The organism is Mycobacterium colombiense, from assembly GCF_001672755.1.
Classification (GTDB): domain Bacteria; phylum Actinomycetota; class Actinomycetes; order Mycobacteriales; family Mycobacteriaceae; genus Mycobacterium; species Mycobacterium colombiense_C.
Genome location: NZ_LZKI01000132.1, coordinates 174,864 through 195,891 on the forward strand (window position 1 = coordinate 174,864; position 21,028 = coordinate 195,891).

General features: G+C 70.7%; 22 protein-coding genes and 1 pseudogene. 12 read left to right on the forward strand and 11 right to left on the reverse strand.

What is annotated here, in order from left to right; genetic code table 11:
* The first annotated feature begins 3 nt into the window (after positions 1–3).
* From A5708_RS18740 to A5708_RS18775, 8 genes are all read left to right on the forward strand, one after another.
* Positions 4–906 carry a 1,4-dihydroxy-2-naphthoyl-CoA synthase gene (locus tag A5708_RS18740; protein WP_065030043.1) on the forward strand — a complete coding sequence of 301 codons (903 nt, stop codon included), beginning with the start codon at positions 4–6 and terminating at the stop codon, positions 904–906.
* Between the two features lie 29 nt (positions 907–935).
* Positions 936–1,832, forward strand: a complete 897-nt coding sequence (locus A5708_RS18745; protein ID WP_065030044.1) for an SDR family oxidoreductase — start codon at positions 936–938, stop codon at positions 1,830–1,832.
* Between the two features lie 63 nt (positions 1,833–1,895).
* Positions 1,896–2,303 (forward strand): VOC family protein, encoded by a 408-nt coding sequence (locus A5708_RS18750; RefSeq protein ID WP_065030045.1) that lies wholly within the window; start codon positions 1,896–1,898, stop codon positions 2,301–2,303.
* A 97-nt stretch (positions 2,304–2,400) separates the two neighbouring features.
* Complete coding sequence (locus tag A5708_RS18755) at positions 2,401–3,642, forward strand: inorganic phosphate transporter (protein WP_065030046.1); 1,242 nt, start codon at positions 2,401–2,403, stop codon at positions 3,640–3,642.
* Positions 3,642–3,941, forward strand: a complete 300-nt coding sequence (locus tag A5708_RS18760) for a hypothetical protein (protein ID WP_065030047.1) — start codon at positions 3,642–3,644, stop codon at positions 3,939–3,941. The genes A5708_RS18755 and A5708_RS18760 overlap by 1 nt, the downstream gene beginning before the upstream one ends.
* A gap of 44 nt (positions 3,942–3,985) precedes the next feature.
* A complete protein-coding gene (locus A5708_RS18765; RefSeq protein ID WP_065030048.1) occupies positions 3,986–4,288 on the forward strand; it encodes a DUF3349 domain-containing protein in 303 nt (100 codons plus the stop codon).
* A gap of 68 nt (positions 4,289–4,356) precedes the next feature.
* Complete coding sequence (gene menE, locus A5708_RS18770; protein WP_065030075.1) at positions 4,357–5,448, forward strand: o-succinylbenzoate--CoA ligase; 1,092 nt, start codon at positions 4,357–4,359, stop codon at positions 5,446–5,448.
* Between the two features lie 35 nt (positions 5,449–5,483).
* Complete coding sequence (locus A5708_RS18775) at positions 5,484–6,845, forward strand: hypothetical protein (RefSeq protein ID WP_081293008.1); 1,362 nt, start codon at positions 5,484–5,486, stop codon at positions 6,843–6,845.
* Between the two features lie 29 nt (positions 6,846–6,874).
* On the opposite strand, the gene A5708_RS18780 is transcribed toward A5708_RS18775, so the two are convergent.
* The 4 genes from A5708_RS18780 to A5708_RS18795 all read right to left on the reverse strand — a co-directional run bounded on the left by A5708_RS18780 (position 6,875) and on the right by A5708_RS18795 (position 10,464).
* Positions 6,875–7,255, reverse strand: a complete 381-nt coding sequence (locus A5708_RS18780; RefSeq protein WP_081293009.1) for a DUF732 domain-containing protein — start codon at positions 7,253–7,255, stop codon at positions 6,875–6,877.
* 79 nt (positions 7,256–7,334) lie between these two features.
* On the reverse strand, positions 7,335–7,997 hold the full coding sequence (locus A5708_RS18785; RefSeq protein ID WP_065030050.1) for a TIGR04282 family arsenosugar biosynthesis glycosyltransferase: 663 nt from the start codon (positions 7,995–7,997) through the stop codon (positions 7,335–7,337).
* On the reverse strand, positions 7,994–8,656 hold the full coding sequence (locus A5708_RS18790) for a glycosyltransferase family 2 protein (protein WP_065030051.1): 663 nt from the start codon (positions 8,654–8,656) through the stop codon (positions 7,994–7,996). The genes A5708_RS18785 and A5708_RS18790 overlap by 4 nt, the downstream gene beginning before the upstream one ends.
* A gap of 2 nt (positions 8,657–8,658) precedes the next feature.
* The gene (locus A5708_RS18795; protein ID WP_065030052.1) at positions 8,659–10,464 is read right to left on the reverse strand and encodes a hypothetical protein; all 1,806 of its coding nucleotides are present in this window, start codon (positions 10,462–10,464) and stop codon (positions 8,659–8,661) included.
* 302 nt (positions 10,465–10,766) lie between these two features.
* Between A5708_RS18795 and A5708_RS18800 the strand changes: the two genes are divergently transcribed.
* Positions 10,767–12,488 carry a hypothetical protein gene (locus A5708_RS18800; protein ID WP_065030053.1) on the forward strand — a complete coding sequence of 574 codons (1,722 nt, stop codon included), beginning with the start codon at positions 10,767–10,769 and terminating at the stop codon, positions 12,486–12,488.
* Here A5708_RS18800 and A5708_RS18805 read toward each other — a convergent pair.
* Complete coding sequence (locus A5708_RS18805) at positions 12,485–13,513, reverse strand: NAD-dependent epimerase/dehydratase family protein (protein ID WP_065030054.1); 1,029 nt, start codon at positions 13,511–13,513, stop codon at positions 12,485–12,487. The genes A5708_RS18800 and A5708_RS18805 overlap by 4 nt on opposite strands.
* Complete coding sequence (locus A5708_RS18810) at positions 13,510–14,286, reverse strand: S-methyl-5'-thioadenosine phosphorylase (protein WP_231117950.1); 777 nt, start codon at positions 14,284–14,286, stop codon at positions 13,510–13,512. Before A5708_RS18810 ends, A5708_RS18805 begins: the two co-directional genes overlap by 4 nt.
* Positions 14,287–14,370: 84 nt before the next feature.
* On the opposite strand from A5708_RS18810, the gene A5708_RS18815 reads away from it, so the two are divergent.
* Both A5708_RS18815 and A5708_RS18820 read left to right on the forward strand, forming a co-directional pair.
* A complete protein-coding gene (locus A5708_RS18815; RefSeq protein WP_065030056.1) occupies positions 14,371–15,243 on the forward strand; it encodes a 1,4-dihydroxy-2-naphthoate polyprenyltransferase in 873 nt (290 codons plus the stop codon).
* A 98-nt stretch (positions 15,244–15,341) separates the two neighbouring features.
* Positions 15,342–16,349, forward strand: a complete 1,008-nt coding sequence (locus A5708_RS18820; protein WP_065030057.1) for a beta-ketoacyl-ACP synthase III — start codon at positions 15,342–15,344, stop codon at positions 16,347–16,349.
* Here A5708_RS18820 and A5708_RS18825 read toward each other — a convergent pair.
* Complete coding sequence (locus tag A5708_RS18825; RefSeq protein WP_065030058.1) at positions 16,346–16,741, reverse strand: DUF4229 domain-containing protein; 396 nt, start codon at positions 16,739–16,741, stop codon at positions 16,346–16,348. The two genes, A5708_RS18820 and A5708_RS18825, sit on opposite strands and share 4 nt — an antisense overlap.
* Positions 16,742–16,787: 46 nt before the next feature.
* Between A5708_RS18825 and A5708_RS26935 the strand changes: the two genes are divergently transcribed.
* Positions 16,788–16,949 carry a hypothetical protein gene (locus A5708_RS26935; protein ID WP_155766070.1) on the forward strand — a complete coding sequence of 54 codons (162 nt, stop codon included), beginning with the start codon at positions 16,788–16,790 and terminating at the stop codon, positions 16,947–16,949.
* Positions 16,950–16,958: 9 nt separating this feature from the next.
* Here A5708_RS26935 and A5708_RS18830 read toward each other — a convergent pair whose 3' ends face one another.
* The 4 genes and pseudogenes from A5708_RS18830 to A5708_RS26940 form a co-directional block, all read right to left on the reverse strand.
* The gene (locus A5708_RS18830) at positions 16,959–18,275 is read right to left on the reverse strand and encodes a MinD/ParA family ATP-binding protein (protein ID WP_065030059.1); all 1,317 of its coding nucleotides are present in this window, start codon (positions 18,273–18,275) and stop codon (positions 16,959–16,961) included.
* 60 nt (positions 18,276–18,335) lie between these two features.
* Complete coding sequence (ccsB, locus tag A5708_RS18835; RefSeq protein ID WP_065030060.1) at positions 18,336–19,319, reverse strand: c-type cytochrome biogenesis protein CcsB; 984 nt, start codon at positions 19,317–19,319, stop codon at positions 18,336–18,338.
* Entirely contained in the window at positions 19,316–20,899 is a 1,584-nt protein-coding gene (locus tag A5708_RS18840) for a cytochrome c biogenesis protein ResB (protein WP_065030061.1), read from the reverse strand. The genes ccsB and A5708_RS18840 overlap by 4 nt, the downstream gene beginning before the upstream one ends.
* A 47-nt stretch (positions 20,900–20,946) precedes the next feature.
* Positions 20,947–21,028 (reverse strand): annotated as a pseudogene (locus tag A5708_RS26940) (cytochrome c biogenesis protein CcdA); the annotation flags it as partial.

The following is a 21,028-nucleotide window of genomic DNA, read 5'->3' on the forward strand; positions in this document are numbered from 1 at the left end:
AGATTGAGTGACAACCCCTTTGATGCGCAGGCCTGGCGACCCGTGGACGGGTTCGGCGACCTGACGGACATCACCTATCACCGGCACGTCGACGACGCCACGGTGCGGGTGGCGTTCGACCGGCCCGAGGTGCGCAACGCGTTTCGGCCGCACACCGTCGACGAGCTCTACCGGGTGCTCGACCACGCGCGGATGTCCCCCGACGTCGGCGTGGTGCTGCTCACCGGCAACGGACCGTCGCCGAAGGACGGCGGCTGGGCGTTCTGCTCGGGCGGCGATCAGCGCATCCGCGGCCGCTCGGGCTACCAGTACGCGAGCGGCGACACCGCCGACACCGTCGACACCGCCCGCGCCGGACGGCTGCACATCCTCGAGGTCCAGCGGCTGATCCGGTTCATGCCCAAGGTGGTCATCTGTCTGGTCAACGGGTGGGCGGCCGGCGGCGGGCACAGCCTGCATGTCGTCTGCGACCTCACCCTGGCCAGCCGCGAGCACGCCCGCTTCAAGCAGACCGACGCCGACGTCGGCAGCTTCGACGGCGGCTACGGCAGCGCGTACCTGGCCCGCCAGGTCGGCCAGAAGTTCGCCCGCGAGATCTTCTTCCTGGGCCGCCCTTACACCGCCGAGCAGATGCATCAGATGGGCGCGGTCAACGCCGTCGTCGACCATGCGGAGCTGGAATCGGAGGCCATCGGATGGGCGCGCGAGATCAACGCCAAATCCCCTCAAGCGCAACGCATGCTGAAGTTCGCGTTCAACCTGCTCGATGATGGCCTGGTGGGCCAGCAGCTGTTCGCGGGCGAGGCCACCCGGCTGGCGTACATGACCGACGAAGCCGTCGAGGGCCGCGACGCCTTCCTGGAGAAGCGGGACCCGGACTGGAGCCGGTTTCCCCGGTACTTCTGAGGTGCCCGCGCCCGCCTAGACTCCCGTCAGTGAGCAAGAGCCCCCTCCGCCGGATCGCCGACCAGTTCGTGCTGGCGACCATGCGACCCCCGATGGCGCCGCAAGTATTGGTCAACCGTCCGCTGATCAAGCCGATCGAGCTGGCCGGCAAGCGCATCCTGCTCACCGGGGCCTCGTCGGGGATCGGCGAGGCCGCGGCCGAACAGTTCGCCCGGGCGGGCGCCACGGTGGCCGTCGTCGCCCGCCGCCAGGATCTGCTGGACGCGCTGGCCGAGCGGATCACCGGCGCGGGCGGTGACGCGCTGTCGATCCCGTGCGACGTCTCGGACATGGACGCCGTCGATGCGCTGGTCGCCGACGTCGAAAAGCGTCTCGGCGGAATCGACATCCTGATCAACAACGCCGGCCGGTCCATCCGCCGGCCGCTGGCCGAGTCGCTGGACCGCTGGCACGACGTCGAGCGGACCATGGTGCTCAACTACTACGCCCCGCTGCGGCTGATCCGCGGGCTGGCCCCCGGGATGATCGAGCGCGGCGACGGTCACATCATCAACGTCTCGACGTGGGGGGTGCTGTCGGAGGCCTCGCCGCTGTTCGCGGTGTACAACGCCTCCAAGGCCGCGCTGTCGACCGTCAGCCGGGTGGTGGAAACGGAGTGGGGCGACAAGGGCGTGCACTCCACCACGCTGTACTACCCGCTGGTGGCCACCCCGATGATCGCGCCGACCAAGGCCTACGCGGGGATGCCGGCGCTGACGTCGGAGGAGGCCGGCGAGTGGATGATCACCGCCGCCCGCACCCGCCCGGTGCGCATCGCACCGCGGATGGCGATCGCCGCCAAGGCGCTGGACACGTTCGGCCCGCGCTGGGTCAACGCCGTCATGCAGCGCCAAAGCATCCAGCCCAACCGCAAGACCGATGCCTGACCCGTACTGTCCCTCCGCAGCCGGTGCGCCCCGGCGCCATAGCCGCGTGGTAGACACGATTTCATGGAGATCCTGGCCAGTCGGATGCTGCTGCGGCCGTCGGACTATCAGCGTTCGCTAGCCTTCTACCGCGACGAGATCGGGCTGGCGATTTGGCGCGACTACGGCGCTGGCACAGTCTTTTTCGCGGGTCAATCCCTGCTGGAGCTGGCCGGTTACGGCGCGCCCGATCCCTCCCAGGCCGCCTTCCCCGGCGCGCTGTGGCTACAGGTCCGCGACATCGAGGCCACCCAAACCGAATTGGCGGGCCGCGGGGTGCCGATCGCGCGCGAAGCGCGGCGCGAACCATGGGGCTTGCACGAGATGCACGTGACCGATCCGGACGGCCTTACCCTCATTTTCGTCGAGGTGCCGCCGGAGCACCCGTTACGGCGTGACACCCGAGGTGAACAAAAGGGAAACGCCGGTTAACTGAGAGGTAACATCTGGCGACGGTTCAAGGTATACCCGCAATTCGCCTCTCTCAGCATTCGACAATGGAAACCTCCTACCACCAGAATCAGGCGCTGTGAACATCCAATTGTTCCTCTTGATCATTGTCGTAATCACGGCATTGGCTTTCGATTTCACGAATGGCTTCCACGACACGGGCAACGCGATGGCGACCTCGATCGCCAGTGGTGCGCTCAAGCCGAAAGTAGCGGTCGCGCTGTCCGCGGTGCTGAACCTCGTGGGTGCGTTCATGTCCACCGCCGTCGCCGCGACGATCGCCAAAGGCTTGATCGACGGGCACATCGTGACGCTGGAGCTGGTGTTCGCCGGCCTCGTCGGCGGCATCGTGTGGAACCTGCTGACCTGGCTCCTCGGCATCCCCTCGAGTTCGTCGCACGCCTTGATCGGCGGCATCGTCGGCGCCACCATCGCCGCCGTCGGCGCACACGGGGTGATCTGGAAGGGCGTGGTGTCCAAGGCGATCATCCCCGCGGTCGTGTCGGCGATCCTGGCCATCTTGGTCGGCGCAGTCGCGACCTGGCTGGTCTACCGGATCACCCGCGGCATCCCCACCAAGCGCACCGAGGCCGGCTTCCGGTACGGGCAATGGGGCTCGGCGTCGCTGGTTTCGCTGGCGCACGGCACCAACGACGCGCAGAAGACGATGGGCATCATCTTCCTGGCGCTGATGTCCTACGGCTCGGTCAGCAAGACCGCTTCCATGCCGCCGCTGTGGGTCATCGTCGGCTGTGCGGTGTCGATGGCGCTCGGCACGTATCTGGGCGGCTGGCGGATCATCCGCACCCTGGGCAAGGGCCTGGTGGAGATCCAGTCGCCGCAGGGCATGGCGGCCGAATCCTCTTCGGCCGCGGTGATTTTGCTCTCCGCCCACTTCGGCTACGCGCTGTCGACCACCCAGGTCTGCACCGGCTCGGTGCTGGGCAGCGGGCTGGGCAAGCCGGGCGGCGAGGTCCGCTGGGGCGTCGCCGGCCGCATGGGTGTCGCGTGGCTGGTCACGCTCCCGCTGGCCGGTCTGGTCGGTGCGATCACCTACTGGATCGTGCACCTGATCGGCGGCTACCCGGGCGCCATCGTCGGCTTCGCGCTGCTGATCGCGGTCTCGGCGACCATCTACATCCGGTCGCGCAAGGTCAAGGTCGACCACCACAACGTCAACGCCGAATGGAAGGGCGACCTGACCAGCGGGCTCGACGAGTCCGACGATCAGCACCCGCCCTCGGACGCCGGACCCACGGTCGGCGGCGGTACGACCCCCCGATTCGGCTCCGACGACCCCACCATTAAGGCGAACGCGTGATGAGTCACTTCAGCGACTGGTTCAACTACCAGGCCTCCCTCAAGATCCTGCTGTTCTCCATGCTGGCCGGCGCCGCGTTACCGGGGCTGTTCGCCCTGGGGCTCCGCTTCCAGGCGATCGGCGCCGGACAGGTCAGCACCGATGGCGGCTCGCCGCAGAAGAACCCGGCGCTGCTGGCCGTGGCCTGGGCGATCTACGCGGTGGTGATCCTGGTGATCGCCTTCGCGCTGGCCTACATCTCGCGGGACTTCATCGCGCACCACACCGGCTACCCGTTCCTCGGGGCAAAAGCCAAGTAGCATCGATTGATGCCCACGGATTTGCTAACACCGGGGGGTGGTCCATGAACGGATTCCTGAATTCGATCGTCTCCTGGCTCCGCGCGGGATACCCGGAAGGCATTCCACCGACCGACACCTTCCCGGTGCTCGCGTTGCTGGCCCGCCGGCTGTCCAACGACGAAGCCAAGGCGGTGGCCTGCGAGCTGGTTCGGCGCGGCGAGTTCGACGATGTCGACATCGGCGTGCTGATCACCCAGATCACCGATGAGCTGCCGTCACCCGCCGACGTCGAGCGGGTACGGGTGCGGTTGGCGGCCCAGGGCTGGCCCTTCGACGACGCCGACGAGGCCGAGGACCCGGCATAGCCGTACTGCGCGCGCTGCACGTCCCGCCGGGTTCGGCGGCCTCGTCATTGCTGCCGGCGCTGGAACGGGTGCTGAGCGGGCGTGACCCCGCACTGGTCGCCCTGTCCGCGGCCGACGACCGCGAGTCGGAAGCGCTGCGGGCGGGTCTGCGCGTCGGGGAGGCCATCGACGACGACGTGGCCCTGGTCGCGGCGACGTCGGGAACCACCGGAATTCCCAAGGGCGCGTTGCTGACCGCCGCCGCCCTGACGGCCGGCGCGGCGGCCACCCATGACCGCCTCGGCGGGCCGGGCAGCTGGCTGCTCGCCCTGCCGCCCCACCACATCGCCGGGGTGCAGGTCCTGGTGCGCAGCCTGCTGGCCGGCTCGGCGCCGGTCGAGATGGACGTGTCCGCCGGGTTCGACGTCGCCGAATTACCCGGTGCGACAAGGGCATTGGGCTCGGGGCGGCGCTACACCTCGCTGGTTGCCGCGCAGCTGGCCAAGGCGCTCGGCGACCCGGCCGCCGCGGCCGCCCTCGCCGAACTGGACGCCGTACTGCTCGGCGGCGGACCCGCGCCACGACCGGTCCTCGACGACGCGGCCGCGGCGGGCATCACCGTGGTCCGCACCTACGGTATGAGCGAGACCGCCGGGGGCTGCGTGTACGACGGCGTCCCGCTGGACGGGGTGCGGCTGCGCACGGTCGACGGGCGGATCGTGATCGGCGGCGCGACGCTGGCCAAGGGCTACCGCAACCCGGTTGACCCGGATCCGTTCGCCGAGCCGGGCTGGTTCGCGACCGACGATCTCGGCGCCGTCAGCGACTCGGGCGTGCTGACCGTCCTGGGCCGCGCCGACGACGCGATCAGCACGGGCGGGCTGACCGTGCTGCCGCAGCCGGTCGAGGCGGCGCTGTGCACCCATCCCGCCGTGAGCGATTGCGCGGTGTTCGGGGTGGCCGATCACCGGCTGGGGCAGCGGGTGGTCGCCGCGATCGTGGTGCGCGACGGGGCCGCCGCGCCCACCCTGGACGCGCTGCGCACGCAGGTGACCCGCACCCTGGACGCCACCGCCGCGCCGCGCGAGCTGCACATCGTCGACGCCCTGCCGCGCCGGGGCATCGGCAAGGTCGACCGGGCGGCCTTGGTGCGCCGATTCACCGGCCCAAGCGATCAATAGGCTGTTCGTCCGTGAGGATCGCTCGACGGGAGGCAGTGCGCGAGGCGGTAGCGGTCACGGTCGGGGTGGTGCTGGTAGCGGCGGCGTTCCTGTTGCCGCGGATGAACCTAGGGGTGCGGCCGCGTCTGGACGTCGGTGTCGAGAAGTTCGCCACCCACGCCGGCGCCGCACCGATCTTCGGCGAATGGCTGATCCACGCCGGCTGGGGAACCGGGCCGGCCGTCGCCCTCGCGATCGCCGTTGTCGCGTGGGGACCGATTCTGGCGCAACGCCTTCCGTGGCGTGCACTGACGCTGGGCAGCTGGGCCATCGCGTGCGGATGGGCGTTCGCGCTGGCGATGATCGACGGCTGGCAGCGCGGCTTCGCCGGCCGGCTGACCACCCGTGACGAATACCTGTCGCAGGTGCCGAGCATCACCGACATCGGTGCGACGCTGCGCACGTTCGCGAGCCGGATCGTGGACTACCAGCCACACTCGTGGACCACCCACGTGTCCGGGCATCCACCCGGCGCGTTGCTGACGTTCGTCTGGTTGGACCGGCTCGGCCTACACGGCGGCGCCTGGGCCGGGCTGCTGTGCCTGCTGGCCGGCTCGAGCGCGGCCGCCGCGGTGCTGATCGCCGTGCGCGCGCTGGCCGACGAGCCGACCGCGCGGCGCGTCGCCCCGTTCGTCGCCCTGGCGCCGACGGCGATCTGGGTGGCGGTGTCGGCCGACGGCTACTTCGCCGGGGTGGCGGCCTGGGGCATCGCGCTGCTGGCCGTCGCGGTGCACCGCCCGGTCCGCTTCCCCGCGCTGACGGCCGCGGGCGCTGGACTGCTGCTGGGCTGGGGAGTGTTCTGCAACTACGGCCTGATGCTGATGGGGTTGCCGGCGTTGGCGGTGCTGGCCTCCGCCCAGCGGCCGGGCAACGGCTGGGCGGACTGGCGGGCGATCCTGCGGGCCCTGGGCCCCGCGGCGCTGGCCGCGATCGCGGTGGCGGTCGCCTTCGCCGTCGCGGGGTTCTTCTGGTTCGACGGCTATACCCTGGTGCAGCAACGCTATTGGCAGGGTATCGCCAAATTCCGGCCGTTCCAGTATTGGAGCTGGGCCAACCTGGCGTGCGTGGTGTGTGCAATCGGGTTGGGCGGCGTCGCCGGAATCAGCAGGGTGTTCGACTGGCCCGCGATCCGCCGCCGCTCCGGCTTTCACCTGCTGCTGTTAAGCATGCTGGCCGCCATCGTCGTGGCGGACCTGAGCATGCTCAGCAAGGCCGAGGTGGAACGCATTTGGCTGCCGTTCACCATCTGGCTCACCGCGGCGGGCGCACTCCTGCCGGTGCGTGCACACCGGATCTGGTTGGCGCTCAACGCCGTCGGCGCGCTGGCGCTCAACACGATCATCCTGACGAACTGGTAGAGATCGGTGCGCCGAGTATGTCGATCACCCTACGCAGCCGCTGGCGCCGGGAAGGGAAACCAAGGAATATTCGACCAGTCCGGCGGGGGCGGCGGCTCAGTGGTCGGTTCGCCGAGGTGCTGTGGGCAATAGGCACTGACGGCGCTGGTCGTGAAGTGGGTCGCGTCCGCCACGGTGAATCCGGCATTTTCTGACGACACACTTTGGATGACGTCGGCCTGAGTGTGGCCCTGATCCATTAATTCACAGGCCTTCTTGCCGACCCGGACGGCGACGGCGCCGTTCTTATAGGGGACGCCGGCCTGATCGAGCGCCGCCAAGAAGTTCGCATCTGGGTTGCCGCCCGGCTCGGCGTGTGCAGGCGTTGCCGCACCGATGACCGCGGCGAAGCTCGCCAACACAAGAAGCATTCGCACCGCTCCATCCTTGTACAAAAAGCCGGTGTTGTCCTGTCGCGTGCCGACTCCCGAGCAGTGCCGGCAGAATCGTCTACAGGCCGGCCGCGCGGGTGACGCGCGCGAAGCGGCTGGTGGGTGCGCAGGCGTCGCGCACCACCGCGACGTCGTCGACGAAGTCCACGTCGGCCAGCGCCTCGACGGTCACCACGTCGATGCCGTTGTCGCGCAACGCCTTCACGGTCAGATCGCCGGTGTCGGGTGCGGACATCGGCACCGTGCGCAGGCACTGCGCCATTGCGGGCTCCCGCACGCCGAGCACCCACCAGCCGCCGTCGTGGGCCGGCCCGAGCACGGCCTGCGTCTCGAGCAGGCGGCGCGCGCACCCGGCCAACAGGTCCGCGGTCACCTGGGGGGTGTCCATGCCGATCTGCAGCACCGGAGACCCGCCGGCCGCGTCGGCGTGCGCGTTGGCGAGCCGGGCCGCGAAATCCGCACCGCGCTGGGCGATCACGGTGAACGACGCCAGCCGCCGCCGGATCTCGGCGGCATTCGCGGCCGCGTCCAGGTCGCCGGCCAGCGCCACCACCCGCGCGGCCACCGGGGCGGCGGCCACCGCGTCGAGCGTGTCAAGCAGTGCGGCGGCGGCGATTTCGGCGGCGACGCGGTCGCCGACGGTCGCCGCGAGTCGCGTCTTGGCCCGACCCGGCTCGGGCGCCTTGGCGACCACCAGCAGCGTCACCGGCAGCGCGCTCACGAAATCACCTTCCAGAAGTCGAGGATCGCGGTGATGCTGCCCCGCAGCGAACCGCTGACCTTCGACTTGCCGCCCGTCCGCGGGCCGTAGCTGACGTCGAGTTCGACGACGCGCCAGCCGGCGGCCGCGGCACGCACCAGCAATTCCAGCGGATATCCCGACCGCCGGTCGACGACGCCCAGTTGCAGCAGCGCTTCGCGCCGGGCCACCCGCATCGGCGCGATGTCGTGCACCGGCAGGCCGTGCCGGGTGCGCAGCCGCCAGCTCATGACGACGGTGCCCACCCGGGCCACCCACGGCCAGTGCAGCCCGGGCACCGGCCGGCGCCGACCGGTCACCAGGTCGGCACCATGCTCGAGCTCGGCGACCAGCCGGGGCAGATCGCCGCCGTCCATCGAGCCGTCAGCGTCGATGACCGCCACGATCGGGGTGGTCGCGGCCAGCACGCCCGCGTGGACGGCCGAGCCGTACCCGGCCCGCGGTTCGGCGACGACCCGGGCGCCGTGCCGGCTCGCGACCCCGGCCGTGTCGTCGGTGCTGTTGTTGTCCACCACCAACGCCCGGTAGCCGGCGGGGATCGCGGCCAGCACCGCGGGCAGCGACTCCTCCTCGTTGAGGCAGGGCAGGACCACCGTCACCAGGCCGTCGGCGTCGGGCACGCTCAGAACCCGCGGTGTTGGTGTGGCTCCTGCGGGTATAGCGGCTGCTGCGGGTAGGCCGGCTGCGAATGCGTCGGCGGCATGGTCTGCTGGGTGTGCGTCGGCAGCGGCGCCTGGGTGGTTTCCCGGGTGCTCGGGGGCGAATAGGTGCTCGTCGGCGGCTGATGCGTGGTGCTCGGCGGCGAATACGTCGTCGTCGGAGGCGAATACGTCGTCGTCGGCGGCTCGTGCGTGGTGGTCGGCGGCGAATACGTCGTCGTCGGAGGCGAATACGTCGTCGTCGGCGGCTGGTACGTGGTGGTCGGCGGCGAATAGGGCGTGGTCGTCGGCGGCGTGTAAGGCGGGTTGTACGGGGGGTTGTAGGGAGGGTTGTACGGCGGGTAGTTCGGCCCCCACCCCGGGATCGGGATGGGAATCGGAATCGGCACCGGCACAATGGGATTCGGGCGAGGAGCCCAACCCGGACCGGGATTGGGTACCACACCGGGATTGACCGGCGCCTCGGGCGCGGGGCCGGCGGGCACGCCGCCTCCCGACGGGGGCGCGACCTGCTGGGGCGCCGGGGCGACGTTGTTGGGAGCCGGCACGGTGCCGCCCTGGAATCCCGCGTTGGGCGCATCGGCCGGGGGCGGAGGCAGCGGCGCCTGCTGCTGGCTCGGCAGGATCGGCATGAACTTGCCCGGGGTGCCGTTCTGGACGCCCACCACCGGCTGCCGGCTGGCGGTCGGTTCAACGGCGACGGCGATCGCGGTGGCCAGCGACGCCAATCCGATGACCGCGAAGGCGACGACGGCGTTGCCGATCACCAGCGATCGTCGAGACAGCTTCGTCGGCGCCTCCTCGTCGGCGTCGCCGTACTCGTAGTCGTCGAATTCGGGGTCGTACTCGTCGAATTCGCCCGGGTACTGCTCCCCCTCGTCGGCCATCGAATAGGCTAGCTGATGGTCCTCGGCGTTCGGATCGGCGAATTCCGATGCCGGCACGACGGTGGTCTCATCCCCGGTGAGCCCCGCCGCCGGGGCCGCGGTGGTGGCATCCCCGAACGCCGGCGCCATCGCGGTGGCATCCCCGGCCGCCGGGGCCATGGCGGTCTCGTCGCCGGTGAGCCCGATCGCCGGCGCCATGGCCGTCGCACCCCCGGCCCCCAGCACCGCCGCCGGCGCGGCGGCGATTGCCGCGCCGCGGGCGAGCGCAAAGGTGGGATCCTGCGCGACCCGCACCCGCATGGTCGACGCGTCGCGGAGCTCGTCGGCGACCCGGTTCAGATCGGGCGACGCCCCGAGCAGATACACATCCTGCGGGGCGTCGGGGTGGGCGCTCAGGTTCGCCATCATGGTGTGGAACGCCGCCGTCGCATCGCCGCCCGACGCACCCGCCAGCGGCCGGCTGGCCAACACGGTCGGCGGCGCGTCGGGATCGCCGTCCCCCGACCCGACCATCGACAGCGTCGCGGTCGCGTCGTCCATCACCAGCGCCGCGCCGGGACGGCCGGCCGCGCGCATCAGGGCGGCCACCGCCTGCGATTCGGAGAGCACCGCGACGTTGTGCACGCCCGAGTCCTCCAGCGCCCGCCGCAGCTGGTCGGCGGCGGGATGGTCGGTCCAGCACAGCCGGGTGCCGACCAGCCGGTGGTTCTCGCCGGCCAGCAGCCGGTTGGTGCCCACCACGGTCTCGGTCAGCGTCCCGATCGGATTGTCAGCGAGGTCGACGACGGATTGGTCGATCACGTCGGCCCCCTGCGCGCCCGACCCGACCAGGGCCAAGCGCGCGACGGGTCCGGTGACCGCAACCCCCAAAACGACGTCCATCCCGGTTCTCCTTCACGCCGGCTACCCCGCAACCAGCAATGTCCCGGCATCATTACACTTGCGATACCGTTGATAATTCAGGCGACGAGCTTCGTCTACTAGCGCAGCGTAACCAGCTTTTCGAACCACAGGACGCCTCACCGCGGAATCCTCTCCGCCCCAGCAGCCGGTCGCAGCCACTGCCACGGCATCCGAACGGAGAATATGTTCGCAAGCGAGCAGTGCATTCCACTCGGCGGGGTAATCCCTCGCCGAACGCCCGAAACTGCGCCAAGAATATCCGTCCTTGAATCCCGGGGGGCATGGTGAGCCAGAGCAGCGACGAGACGCCGACCGGTCCCATCCGCGGCCAGACGCAGCAGGCACCGGCGCCGCGCATCATCCGCCCGCACGCCACCGGCGGCGGGGCCCCGACGGCCGCCGCAACGAAGCGGTACCGGCACGTCGCCGGCGACCTGACCGCGGTGGCGCTGCTGGTCCTCGCGGTGTTCCTGCCGTGGAACCTCTACTTCGGCGTCGGGATCCCGAACAGCAGCACGATCCTGTTCGGCGTGTTGGTCGCGGTAACGGTGCTGGCCGTCATCGCGGTCGCGGTCGCCGGTTCGTGGCGGTCGGCCGGCGCGCGGTTCAACCCCGGGCGGGCGGCCCGGCTTCGCCTGGCGCTCAATGTCCCCTACCTGCTGCTGGTGCTCGCCTTCGTTGTGTTCGACGCGTACGAGACCGTCCGCTTCGGTGGCACCGTCAACGTGCCGGGCGGTGTCGGGCCGGGCGCCTGGGCCGGGATCGCCGGTTCGCTGTTGAGCGCCCAGGCGGTGCCGGCCGGCGCGCCGGCCGGACCGGTTCCGGCCGGGGACGAGTCCACCGGGTGGCACAGGTCGGCGCGGGTCATCGGCTCGCTGTCGATGCTCGCGGCGGTGCTCAGCTTCGGGTTCAACCTGTACTGGCGGCTGCGGTACGCGCTGCAAAGCACCAGCGGTGCCGAGGAATTCGGCAAGCAGAACATCGCCGTGATCGCGACCGCGGTGGTGTACGGCGTGGTGGCGCTGGTCGCTGTGCTGGTGGCCTCGCGGTGGCTGCTGCGCAGCGCGCGGGAGAGCCGGCTGACGACCGTCGCGCTCGGCGCGGCGACGCTGGCCGCCGGGGTCCTGGTGTGGTTCCTGCCCGTCGGTCGTGACATCGACGCGTTCCACGGCATCGCGCAGAACACGTCCACCGCCGGCGTCGGGTTCGAGGGCTATCTGGCCTGGGCGGCCGGCGCGGCGCTGTTCGCGCCGCGGGCCCTGCTCGGTCACCGGAACACCTCGCCGACGGAGGAGTCCGCGTGGCGCGCGACGACCCGAAATGGCTTGCTGCTCATCGCCGTTTGGTCCGTGGGTTCGGTGGCGATGCGGATCACCGACCTCGTCGTCGGCGTGATTTTGAACTACCCGTTCTCCCGGTACTCCAGCATCGTGCTGGCCGCGTTCGATCTGGCCACCGCGGTGCTGGCGATCTGGCTGCGCCGCAGGCTGGCCACCCTCTCGGCGAGAATGGTCACGTCGCTGTGCGGGCTGGTCGCGACGCTCAGCATCGCCCGCGTCGTCGTCGGCCTCGAGCTGGCGCCGCGGTTCGAAGACTCGCCCAATTCGCCTGCGCTGCATCCGGTCTACGGCAACAACCTGGCCCAGCAGATCACCAGCACCTTCGACGTGACGCTGTGCGGCCTGGCCCTGGGCATCCTGGTGGCGGCCATCGTCACCGGGCAGCTCAGCGGTCGGCGGCTGGCCCGTCGCGCCGCCCGCAGGCGCGCCGCCGCGGCGAATGCCGCGGCAACCACCACCCGGGTCCCGGTGGGCCAGGGCGCGGGCCCGTCGGCCGCGGCGACCACCCGCATCCCGGCCGGTGTCCCCGGCGGCGACAGCGAACCGCCCACCACGGAGATACCGCCGCTGGCCAATGCGCCCCGGATTTTCCGTGGCGACGACTCCGGCACGCGCCAGATGCCCGCGCAGAAGCCGCAGATCTACCGGCCCCCGCAGGGTTAGCGAAGGCGCGCGAACGCGAACTCGCGCAACCCGTCGCCCGGTGCGACGGCGGCCCGGAAACCGAGCACCTCGGCGGCCCGCGACGGGTCGGCGACGATGTGGCGCACGTCGCCGCTGCGGTACTGCCCGGTGACCACCGGGGACAACGAAGCGCCGCGCGCGTCGCACAGCGCGCCGGCCACCTCCGCGATCGAAATGGGTTGTCCCGAGCAGACATTGACCGCGGTGAAACCCTCGCCCAACTGTGTCGCAGCGACGTTGGCGGCGGCCACGTCGTCGACGTGGACGAAGTCGCGCATCTGGCCGCCGTCCTCGAAAACCTTTGGCGGCTCACCTTTTTCCAGCGCCGACCGGAAGATCGCCGCCACCCCGGAGTAGGGGGTGTCGCGCGGCATGCCGGGGCCGTAGACGTTGTGGTAGCGCAGCGCCACCACCGAACCACCGGTGGCCTCCGACCAGGCCAGCGCGTAATGCTCCTGGGCCGTCTTGCTGGCGGCGTACAGGCTTCGGGGCCGCAGGCAGGCGTCCTCGCCGACGAGGCGCCACCGCAGTTCCTCCCCGCCGTCCGGGCACCGGTGCTCGAAGATTCCGGCGTCGAGGTCCGCGCGGCGCCGCGGCAGCGGGTCCACTTCTCCGTGTTGTTCGCAGTGATAGCGCCCCTGGCCGTACACCACCATCGACGAGGCCAGCACCAGGCGCCGCACCCCGGCGGCGAACATCTGCGCCAGCAGGACCGTGGTGGCCAGGTCGTTGTGGCCGCCGTACGCGGGGGCGTCGGCGGCGTCCACACCCGCACCCACCATCGCCGCCTGATGGCACACCACGTCCACGCCGGCCAGCAGCGGGGCCAGCGCGTCGGCGTCGCGCACGTCGACGCGATGACATCCCTGCGGCAGCACCGGGTTTGGGCCGTGCGCGGCGGCCAGCAGCGCGTCGACGGCCACCACCTCGTGCCCCGCGGCCCGCAGCGCGGCATCCACCCGCGAACCGATGAAGCCGGCCGCCCCGGTCAACAGCACCCTCACGGCAGCTCGATGGGCAGGGTGACCCCGGCGTGCGGCAGGCAGTGCGTACAGGTGCGGTCGGCGGCGATCCGGCCGATGGCCCGGCCGACCAGGGTTTTGAACACCGCGATGTTCTTTTCGAATTCGGCGAACACGTCGACGGTCTTCACGCCCTGCCCGGCGCTCACACCCGCATCCAGGTCGGTTACCAAAGCGATTGCCGCATAGCATATTTCGAGCTCGCGGGCGAGCGCAGCCTCCGGATAGCCGGTCATGTTGACCAGTGAGAACCCGGCGGAGGCGAACCACCGGCTCTCGGCGCGGGTGGAAAAGCGCGGCCCCTGGATCACCACCATGGTGCCCCCGTCGACCACGTCGGGCAGGCCGGTCACCGCCTCGCGCAGCGTCGGGCAGTACGGGTCGGCGAAGTCGACGTGGATGCCGCCGGAGTCGAAGTAGGTGTCGGCGCGGCCCCGGGTGCGGTCGACGAGTTGGTCGGGCACCACGACGGTGCCCGGCCCGAGCTCGGGCGTGAGGCTGCCGACCGCGCACGGCGCGAGCACCCGCCGCACGCCGAGCTTGCGCAGCGCCCACATGTTGGCGCGATACGGCACGGTGTGCGCGGAGAATTCGTGCTTGGCGCCGTGGCGGGGCAGGAACGCCACCTCGTGGTCGCCGATGGCGCCGACGGTGACCGGGGCGCTGGGCGGCCCGTACGGGGTGTCGACGGCGACGTCGCGGGAGTCGGATCCGAAGAAGGTGTAGAAGCCGCTGCCGCCGATGACTCCGAGCATCCGACCATTGTGGTGCATGCCGCCGGGGTGATCGCGGGTGCGGGGCCCGGGGATCGACGGCCCGCATCCTGGCAGGATGTTCGTGTGGCCAATTTCGGGCAGTGGGTTTCCGGTGCGCGGCCGCGGACGTTGCCCAACGCGGTGGCGCCGGTCGTCGCGGGGACCGGTGCGGCCGCGTGGCTGCATTCCGCGGTGTGGTGGAAGGCGGTGCTGGCGCTGGCCGTCGCGCTCGCGCTGACCATCGGCGTCAACTACGCCAACGACTACTCCGACGGCATCCGCGGCACCGACGACGACCGGGCCGGCCCGGTGCGCCTGGTCGGCTCGCGGCTGGCGGCGCCGCGGGCGGTGCTGGCCGCCGCGGTCGCCAGCCTGACCGTCGGCGCGCTCGCCGGGCTCGCGCTGGCGCTGTTCAGCGCCCCGTGGCTGATCGCGGTGGGAGCGGCCTGTATCGCCGGGGCGTGGCTGTACACCGGCGGTTCGAAACCCTACGGCTACGCCGGTTTTGGCGAGGTCGCGGTGTTCCTGTTCTTCGGGCTCGTCGCGGTCCTGGGCACCCAGTACACCCAGGCGCTGCGGGTGGACTGGGTGGGCCTGGTGCTGGCGGTGTCGACCGGGGCGCTGTCGTCGTCGGTGCTGGTCGCCAACAACCTGCGGGATATCCCGACCGACGCGCGCTCCGGAAAGGTCACGCTGGCGGTGCGGCTGGGCGACGCCCGCACCCGGATCCTGTACCAGACGCTGCTGGGGACCGCCGGCGTGCTGACCCTGGTGCTGATGCTGGCGACCCCGTGGTGCGCCGCCGGATTGGTGGCCACGCCGCTGGCCCTGCGCGCGGCGGCCCCGGTGCGATCGGGCCGCGGCGGCCCGGAGCTGATCCCCGTGCTGCGCGATACCGGGCTGGCGATGGTGGTGTGGGCGGTCGCGGTGGCCGCGGCGTTGGCGCTGGCTACCTAGGGGCCGGGCGCGGGTTACCTATAGTGCAGGCAAAGGCCTCCGAGGGCACCCCGTGTGGGGTACTTTTGCGTCGGCTCGGGCGATAGCGAAGGACCGCAATGAATCAGATTGCCGCGACCAGCGGGCCCAACAACATCGGCTTGCTCAGCGTGGGGTCGTACCGGCCCGAACGGGTGGTCACCAACGATGAGCTCTGCGAGAACATCGACTCGTCCGACGAGTGGATCTACTCGCGCACCGGGATCAAGACCCGCCGGTTCGCCAGGCGCGACGAATCCGTCACCTCCATGGCGACGACGGCCGGGCTGGAGGCGATCGCCAAGGCCTCCCTCGAGCCATCCGACATCGATTGCGTCCTCGTCGCCACCAGCACCCATTTCACCCAGACCCCCCCGTGCGCGCCGGCGGTCGCGACGGCGTTGGGTGCCACCGGCGTGCCCGCGTTCGACATCTCGGCCGGCTGCGCCGGCTTCGGCTACGCACTGGGCGTCGCGGCCGACATGCTGCGCGGCGGCACGGCCGCCAAGGTATTGGTGCTCGGTTCGGAGAAGCTGTCCTGCACCGTGGACATGCAGGACCGCAGCAACTGCTTCATCTTCGCCGACGGCGCCGCCGGTGTGGTGGTGGGCGAGACACCCGACCAGGGCATCGGGCCGACGGTCTGGGGCAGCGACGGCGCGCAGGCCACAGCCATCCGCCAGGACATCGAGTGGATCGACTTCTTGGACAACCGCACCGGGGAGCGCCCCTACCTGCGGCTGGAAGGCAGCGCGGTGTTTCGGTGGGCGGCGTTCGAGATGGGCAAGGTCGGCCGGCAGGCGATGGACGCCGCGGGCGTCCGGCCCGACGAGATCGACGTGTTCCTGCCGCACCAGGCCAACAGCCGGATCAACGAGGTGCTGGCCAAGAGCCTCGATCTGCGCCCGGATGCGGTCGTCGCCAACGACATCGAGCACACCGGAAACACCTCGGCCGCGTCCATCCCCCTGGCGATGGCCGAGGTGCTGGCGACCGGCGCGGCCAAGGGCGGCGACCTGGCCCTGCTGCTCGGCTACGGCGCGGGCCTGAGCTACGCCGCCCAGGTCGTGCGGCTGCCGAACGGCTAACCGCGCCCTGATTCTTGGTCGCCGCCCTCGTCGGGCGCGGCGTCCCCGTGCAGTCGGGCCTGGAGCAGTTCGCGCTCCCGGCGCCGCCGCTCCCCGGCGATCGCGAGCGCGGCGGTGGCCCGGCGGCGCAGCGGGGCGAACACCCAGATGCCCAGCGGCATCGCGATGATCAGAGCGAACAGCACGGCCACCACGATCGGGAACTGCGTGATGCCCGCCAGCCGCGCGACACCGTAGATCACGCCGGTGAGCGCCACCGCCAGCAGCACCCGCGCGGCCATGTACGCGCCAACGTGGACGGCGACGCGGCTTCCGTCCCGTTGCGCGGCGCCCTCGTCGTCGGCGTGGTGCTGCGTGCTGCCGGTGCTGTCGTCGCTAGCTTCTTGTGACACAGCCTGAGCCTACGGCGCGGGTATATTCGCCCCAAGGAGGTGTTTGGTGCTCTACCTGCTGCTCGTCGTGATTTTGGGGACGCTGATCTACGTCGGCTGGCGTGCGGCGCGGTCGCAGGCCCACCGGGCGAAGACGCGCGTCATCGGACCCGACGACGATCCAGACTTCTTGCGGCGGTTGGGTCACGGCGACAACAACCCGCGCTAGCGACCGCCGCTAGCCGAGCACTCCCGGGTTGTGCTGGTCGCCGGGGAAACCGTCGGCGACGATGGCCGCCAACTCGGTGAGGGCTTCGCGCGTCCCGCGGCGCAGCCGGTCCAGTTCGATCTCGGCGCCCTCTTCCAGGTGCGGGTCGAACGGCACCAGCTGAACCGCGCGGCAGCGCCGGGAGAAGTGGTCGATCACCTTGTTCATGTCGACCTTGCCCGGGCGGGGCTTCACCCCGTTGATCACCGCGATGGAATTGCGGACCAGGTCCTCGTGGCCGTGGGCGTCCAGCCAGTCCAGCGTCGCCGAGGCGCTGCGTGCGCCGTCGATGGACGCCGAGCTGACCACGACCAGGGCGTCGGCCTTGTCCAGCACCGAGCTCATCACCGAGTGCAGCAGGCCGGGCCCGCAGTCGGTGAGCACCAGGCCGTAGAAACGTTCCAGGATGTCCAGGATCCGCGCGTAGTCCTCGGCGCTGAACGCGTCCGAGATGCCGGGATCGGTTTCGGAGGCCAGCACCTCGAGGCCGCTCGGCCCCTTGGAAGTGTATCGGCGCACGTCGCTGTAGCGCTCGATGGTGCCTGCGTCGTGCAGCAGCTGGCGCACCGTCGCCGCCGTCTCCAGCGGGATCTTCTGGCTCAGCGTGCCGCGGTCGGGGTTGGCGTCCACGGCCACCACCCGGTCACCGCGGATGGAGGCGAAGGTGGCGCCCAGCGTCGCGGCGATCGTGGTCTTGCCGACGCCGCCCTTGAGCGACAGGAACGCGACTCGATAGGAACCGCGCAGGGGCCGGTTCACCTGGGCGACCAGGTTGTTGTACCGGGTGGCCCGCGGGCTCTCGCCCAGGTTGATCAGGCCGCCGGACAGCTTGAACAGCAGCAACCGCCAGCCGTCCGATGGCGGCGGGGCGACCGGGCGCAGCAGCATGCCGGTGGACAGCTCCGGGTACGGCGTGTGCGGCAGGTGCTCGGGACGCTGCTGCGGCGGGGGCCCCTGCATCTGGGTGGGCGGCGCGTCGTGACCGTCGTAGTAGGCGCCGTACGCGGTCGGGTCGACCCGTGGGATGCCGGTCATGGGCGTCGGGTCCCACGGCGGCATGCCACCCGGCCTGGGCGCCGGGTGCGGCGCGGCCTGCTGGCGCTCGGGTCCCGGGACGCGGCGCTCGGTGCGGAATCCGGCGAAGGCGCGGGTGGGTGCGTCGTCGCCACCCGATTGGGCCTTCGGCTCCGCGCCCTCCCGCTGGTCCGCCGCCGACGCTGTCTGTGGAGGTAGCTGCGTCGTCGGTTGGTCGGGCGACCCCACGCCCGACGTCGGATGCTCGGTCACTGCACTCCCCCTTGTTGTGCTTTTCCCGTGTTGTGCGTTATTCGGGCCGGTTGTGCACCGTCACCCGACGCCCGCATAGGAATGCAGGCCCACAGTGACCAGGTTAACGAAGAACAAATTGAAGACCATGGCCACAAACCCTGCGACATTGATCCAGGCGGCTTTCCTGTCCCGCCATCCCGCGGTCGACCTGGCGTGCAGATACGCGGCATAGATCACCCAGGCGACAAACGACACAGTCTCTTTGGGATCCCAGCCCCAATATCTGCCCCAGGCCTCTTCGGCCCAGATGGCCCCGAAGATGACGCCGAAGCCGAACACCGGAAAGGCGAAAATCGTCGTCCGATATGCGATGCGGTCCAGGGTCTGCGCGTCGGGGAACCGCTGCACCAGCCGGCTCAACGCGCTGTACTCGGTGCGGTCGGGGTCTCCCAGAGGCGACGTCCGCAGCAGGAACAGGATGCTGGCGATGCCGGCGACCAGGAAGACGCCCGATCCCAGGCTGACCACCGACACGTGGATGGGCAGCCAGTAGGACTGCAGGGCGGGCATCACCGGCGCGGCGTTGGTGTACAGCCAGCGCCCGGACACCGTGAGCAGGATCAGGACCGGCAGCAGCAGGAACACCCACAGCGGGCGGTATTGCGGGCGGCGCAGCACGACCGCCCCGGCGATCAACCCGCACAGGCAGGTCAGGTTGATGAATTCGTACATGTTGCCCCAGGGCACCCGCAGGGTGGCCAGGCCGCGTAGCACCAGGCAGGCCAGCAGCAGCCCGATGCCCAGGTACACCACGGACAGCCCGGCACGGCCGACGCGCTCGTCGACCGGGCGCTGGGTGGCCTCTTCCACGACGCCGGGGGTGACGGAGTCGGCGCTGACGGCACCGGCCGACACCCGGGCGCGCTGATCCGCGCGGCGCCCGCCGGCATAGGCGAGCTCGAAGGCCAGCAGCAGCAGCGCGATGACAAGGGCCACCACCGCCGACGTGAACGCCCAGTCGGAGTAGCGCGCCAGCTCGATGTTGACGTGCACCGTATTCATTTGACGTCCACCTCAGCACTCCTTTGGGCCGCCGGCTCGCCGAGCCCGTCAAGCAGCCGCTCGGACAGCCGCTCGAACTCGTCACCCCAACCGGAGTTGTCGGTGCGCGCCAGGCCACCCAGTTCGACGTTCACCGTACCCGGCGACCCGCCGGGGTCCGGCGTCAGACGGACCCACACCCGGCGGCGGCGGACCAGCAGCGACACCACCAGACCGCCCATCATCGTGATCGCGAAGAACAGCACCCAGGTTTGGCCCGGGTCGTGCGAGACCTGCAGGTTGACGAACGGAACCGCGCCGTCGAAGCGGATCACGGTGCCGGCCGCGGGACCCTGGTCGATCCGGACCGACTGGCCCGCGCGCAGATTGACCCGCTTCTCCTTGGTCAACCGGTGCTGCTCGATCAGGCGGGGGTCAAGGGTGAACAGCGACTGAGGGCGCCCGGTGTCCAGCCCGGTGTCGCCGCGGTAGATGTCGACGGCCACCGCCGGGGCGTCCAGCGCCGGGAAGCGCGAGGACAACAGCGTGCCTTCGAGCTGCTCGGTCGGGGCCAGCAGGCCCTGGATGGCGATCTCGTGGTTGCGGCGCTCCGCGGCGTTGAGGTAGCTGCCGGCGGGCGGGTCGATGCGCACCACGCCCGACGAGAGCAGGGTCTGCGGGTTGTCGGGTCGCCACTGCACGGTCGCCGTGCGGACCTGCCCGTCCGGGTAGGTGACGCTGAAGGTGGGCGCGTAGCCGTGACCCTGCAGGTACACCCGGTCGCCGCCGAGCCGCAGCGGGTGGTTGACCTCCAGCCGGTAGTGCCGCCAGGTGTTGGCGGTCAGGTCCTCACCGGACTGGTAGTCGATGTTCGCGGCGAACGAGGTGGCCTGCCCCGACGGCAGGTAGTGCGCCGCGAAGTCGTCGACCCGGATGCACAGCGGGTGCAGCGAGGTGCCGTCGACGGTGTTGCCGGCCCGGAACGAGTCGAACGCGGCCGGCGAGGCCGAGCAGAAGCCGGGTCCGCCGTCGGCGATGACGATGACGTTGCCCTCGTAGCCGAACAGCTTGCCGACGGCGACCGCGACCAGCAGGCCGAGCAGCGAGAAGTGGAAGACGATGTTGCCGAACTCGCGCAGGTAGCCCTTCTCGGCGGACACCTCGGCGACTTCGGCGTCGGCCGGCTCCGCGCCGTCCCGGTGCCGGATGGTGGTGCGCCAGCCGCGCAGTCGTTCGGCCAGCGTGTTGGCCAGGGCGTTCAGCTCGTCGGGCCCGGCCTGAACCTGGTGACTGGCGTACTTGGGCAGCCGGGCCAGGTTGCGCGGGGCGGCCACCGGGGTGGACCGCAAGCTGCGGACGTGCTCGATCATCCGCGGGGTGAGGCAGCCGACCAGCGACACGAACAGCAGCACGTAGATGGCGGTGAACCAGAAGCTGGAGAACACGTTGAAGGCCTGCAACCGATCCAGCCACGGCCCGATCACCGGGTGGGCCTTCAGGTAGTCGTCGACCTTGCCGGCATTGAGGTTGCGCTGCGGCAGCAGCGCCCCCGGTATCGCGCCCAGGGCGAGCAGGAACAACAGCACCAGCGCGGTGCCCATCGAGGTCAGCGCGCGCCAGGTGTTGCGGCTCCAGGCGAAGAGGTGCCTCAAATCGGCAACCTCACGTCGGACACGAACGCGTCGCGCAGCCAGGAGATGAAGTCGTTCCACACCCCGGTGACCAGCAGC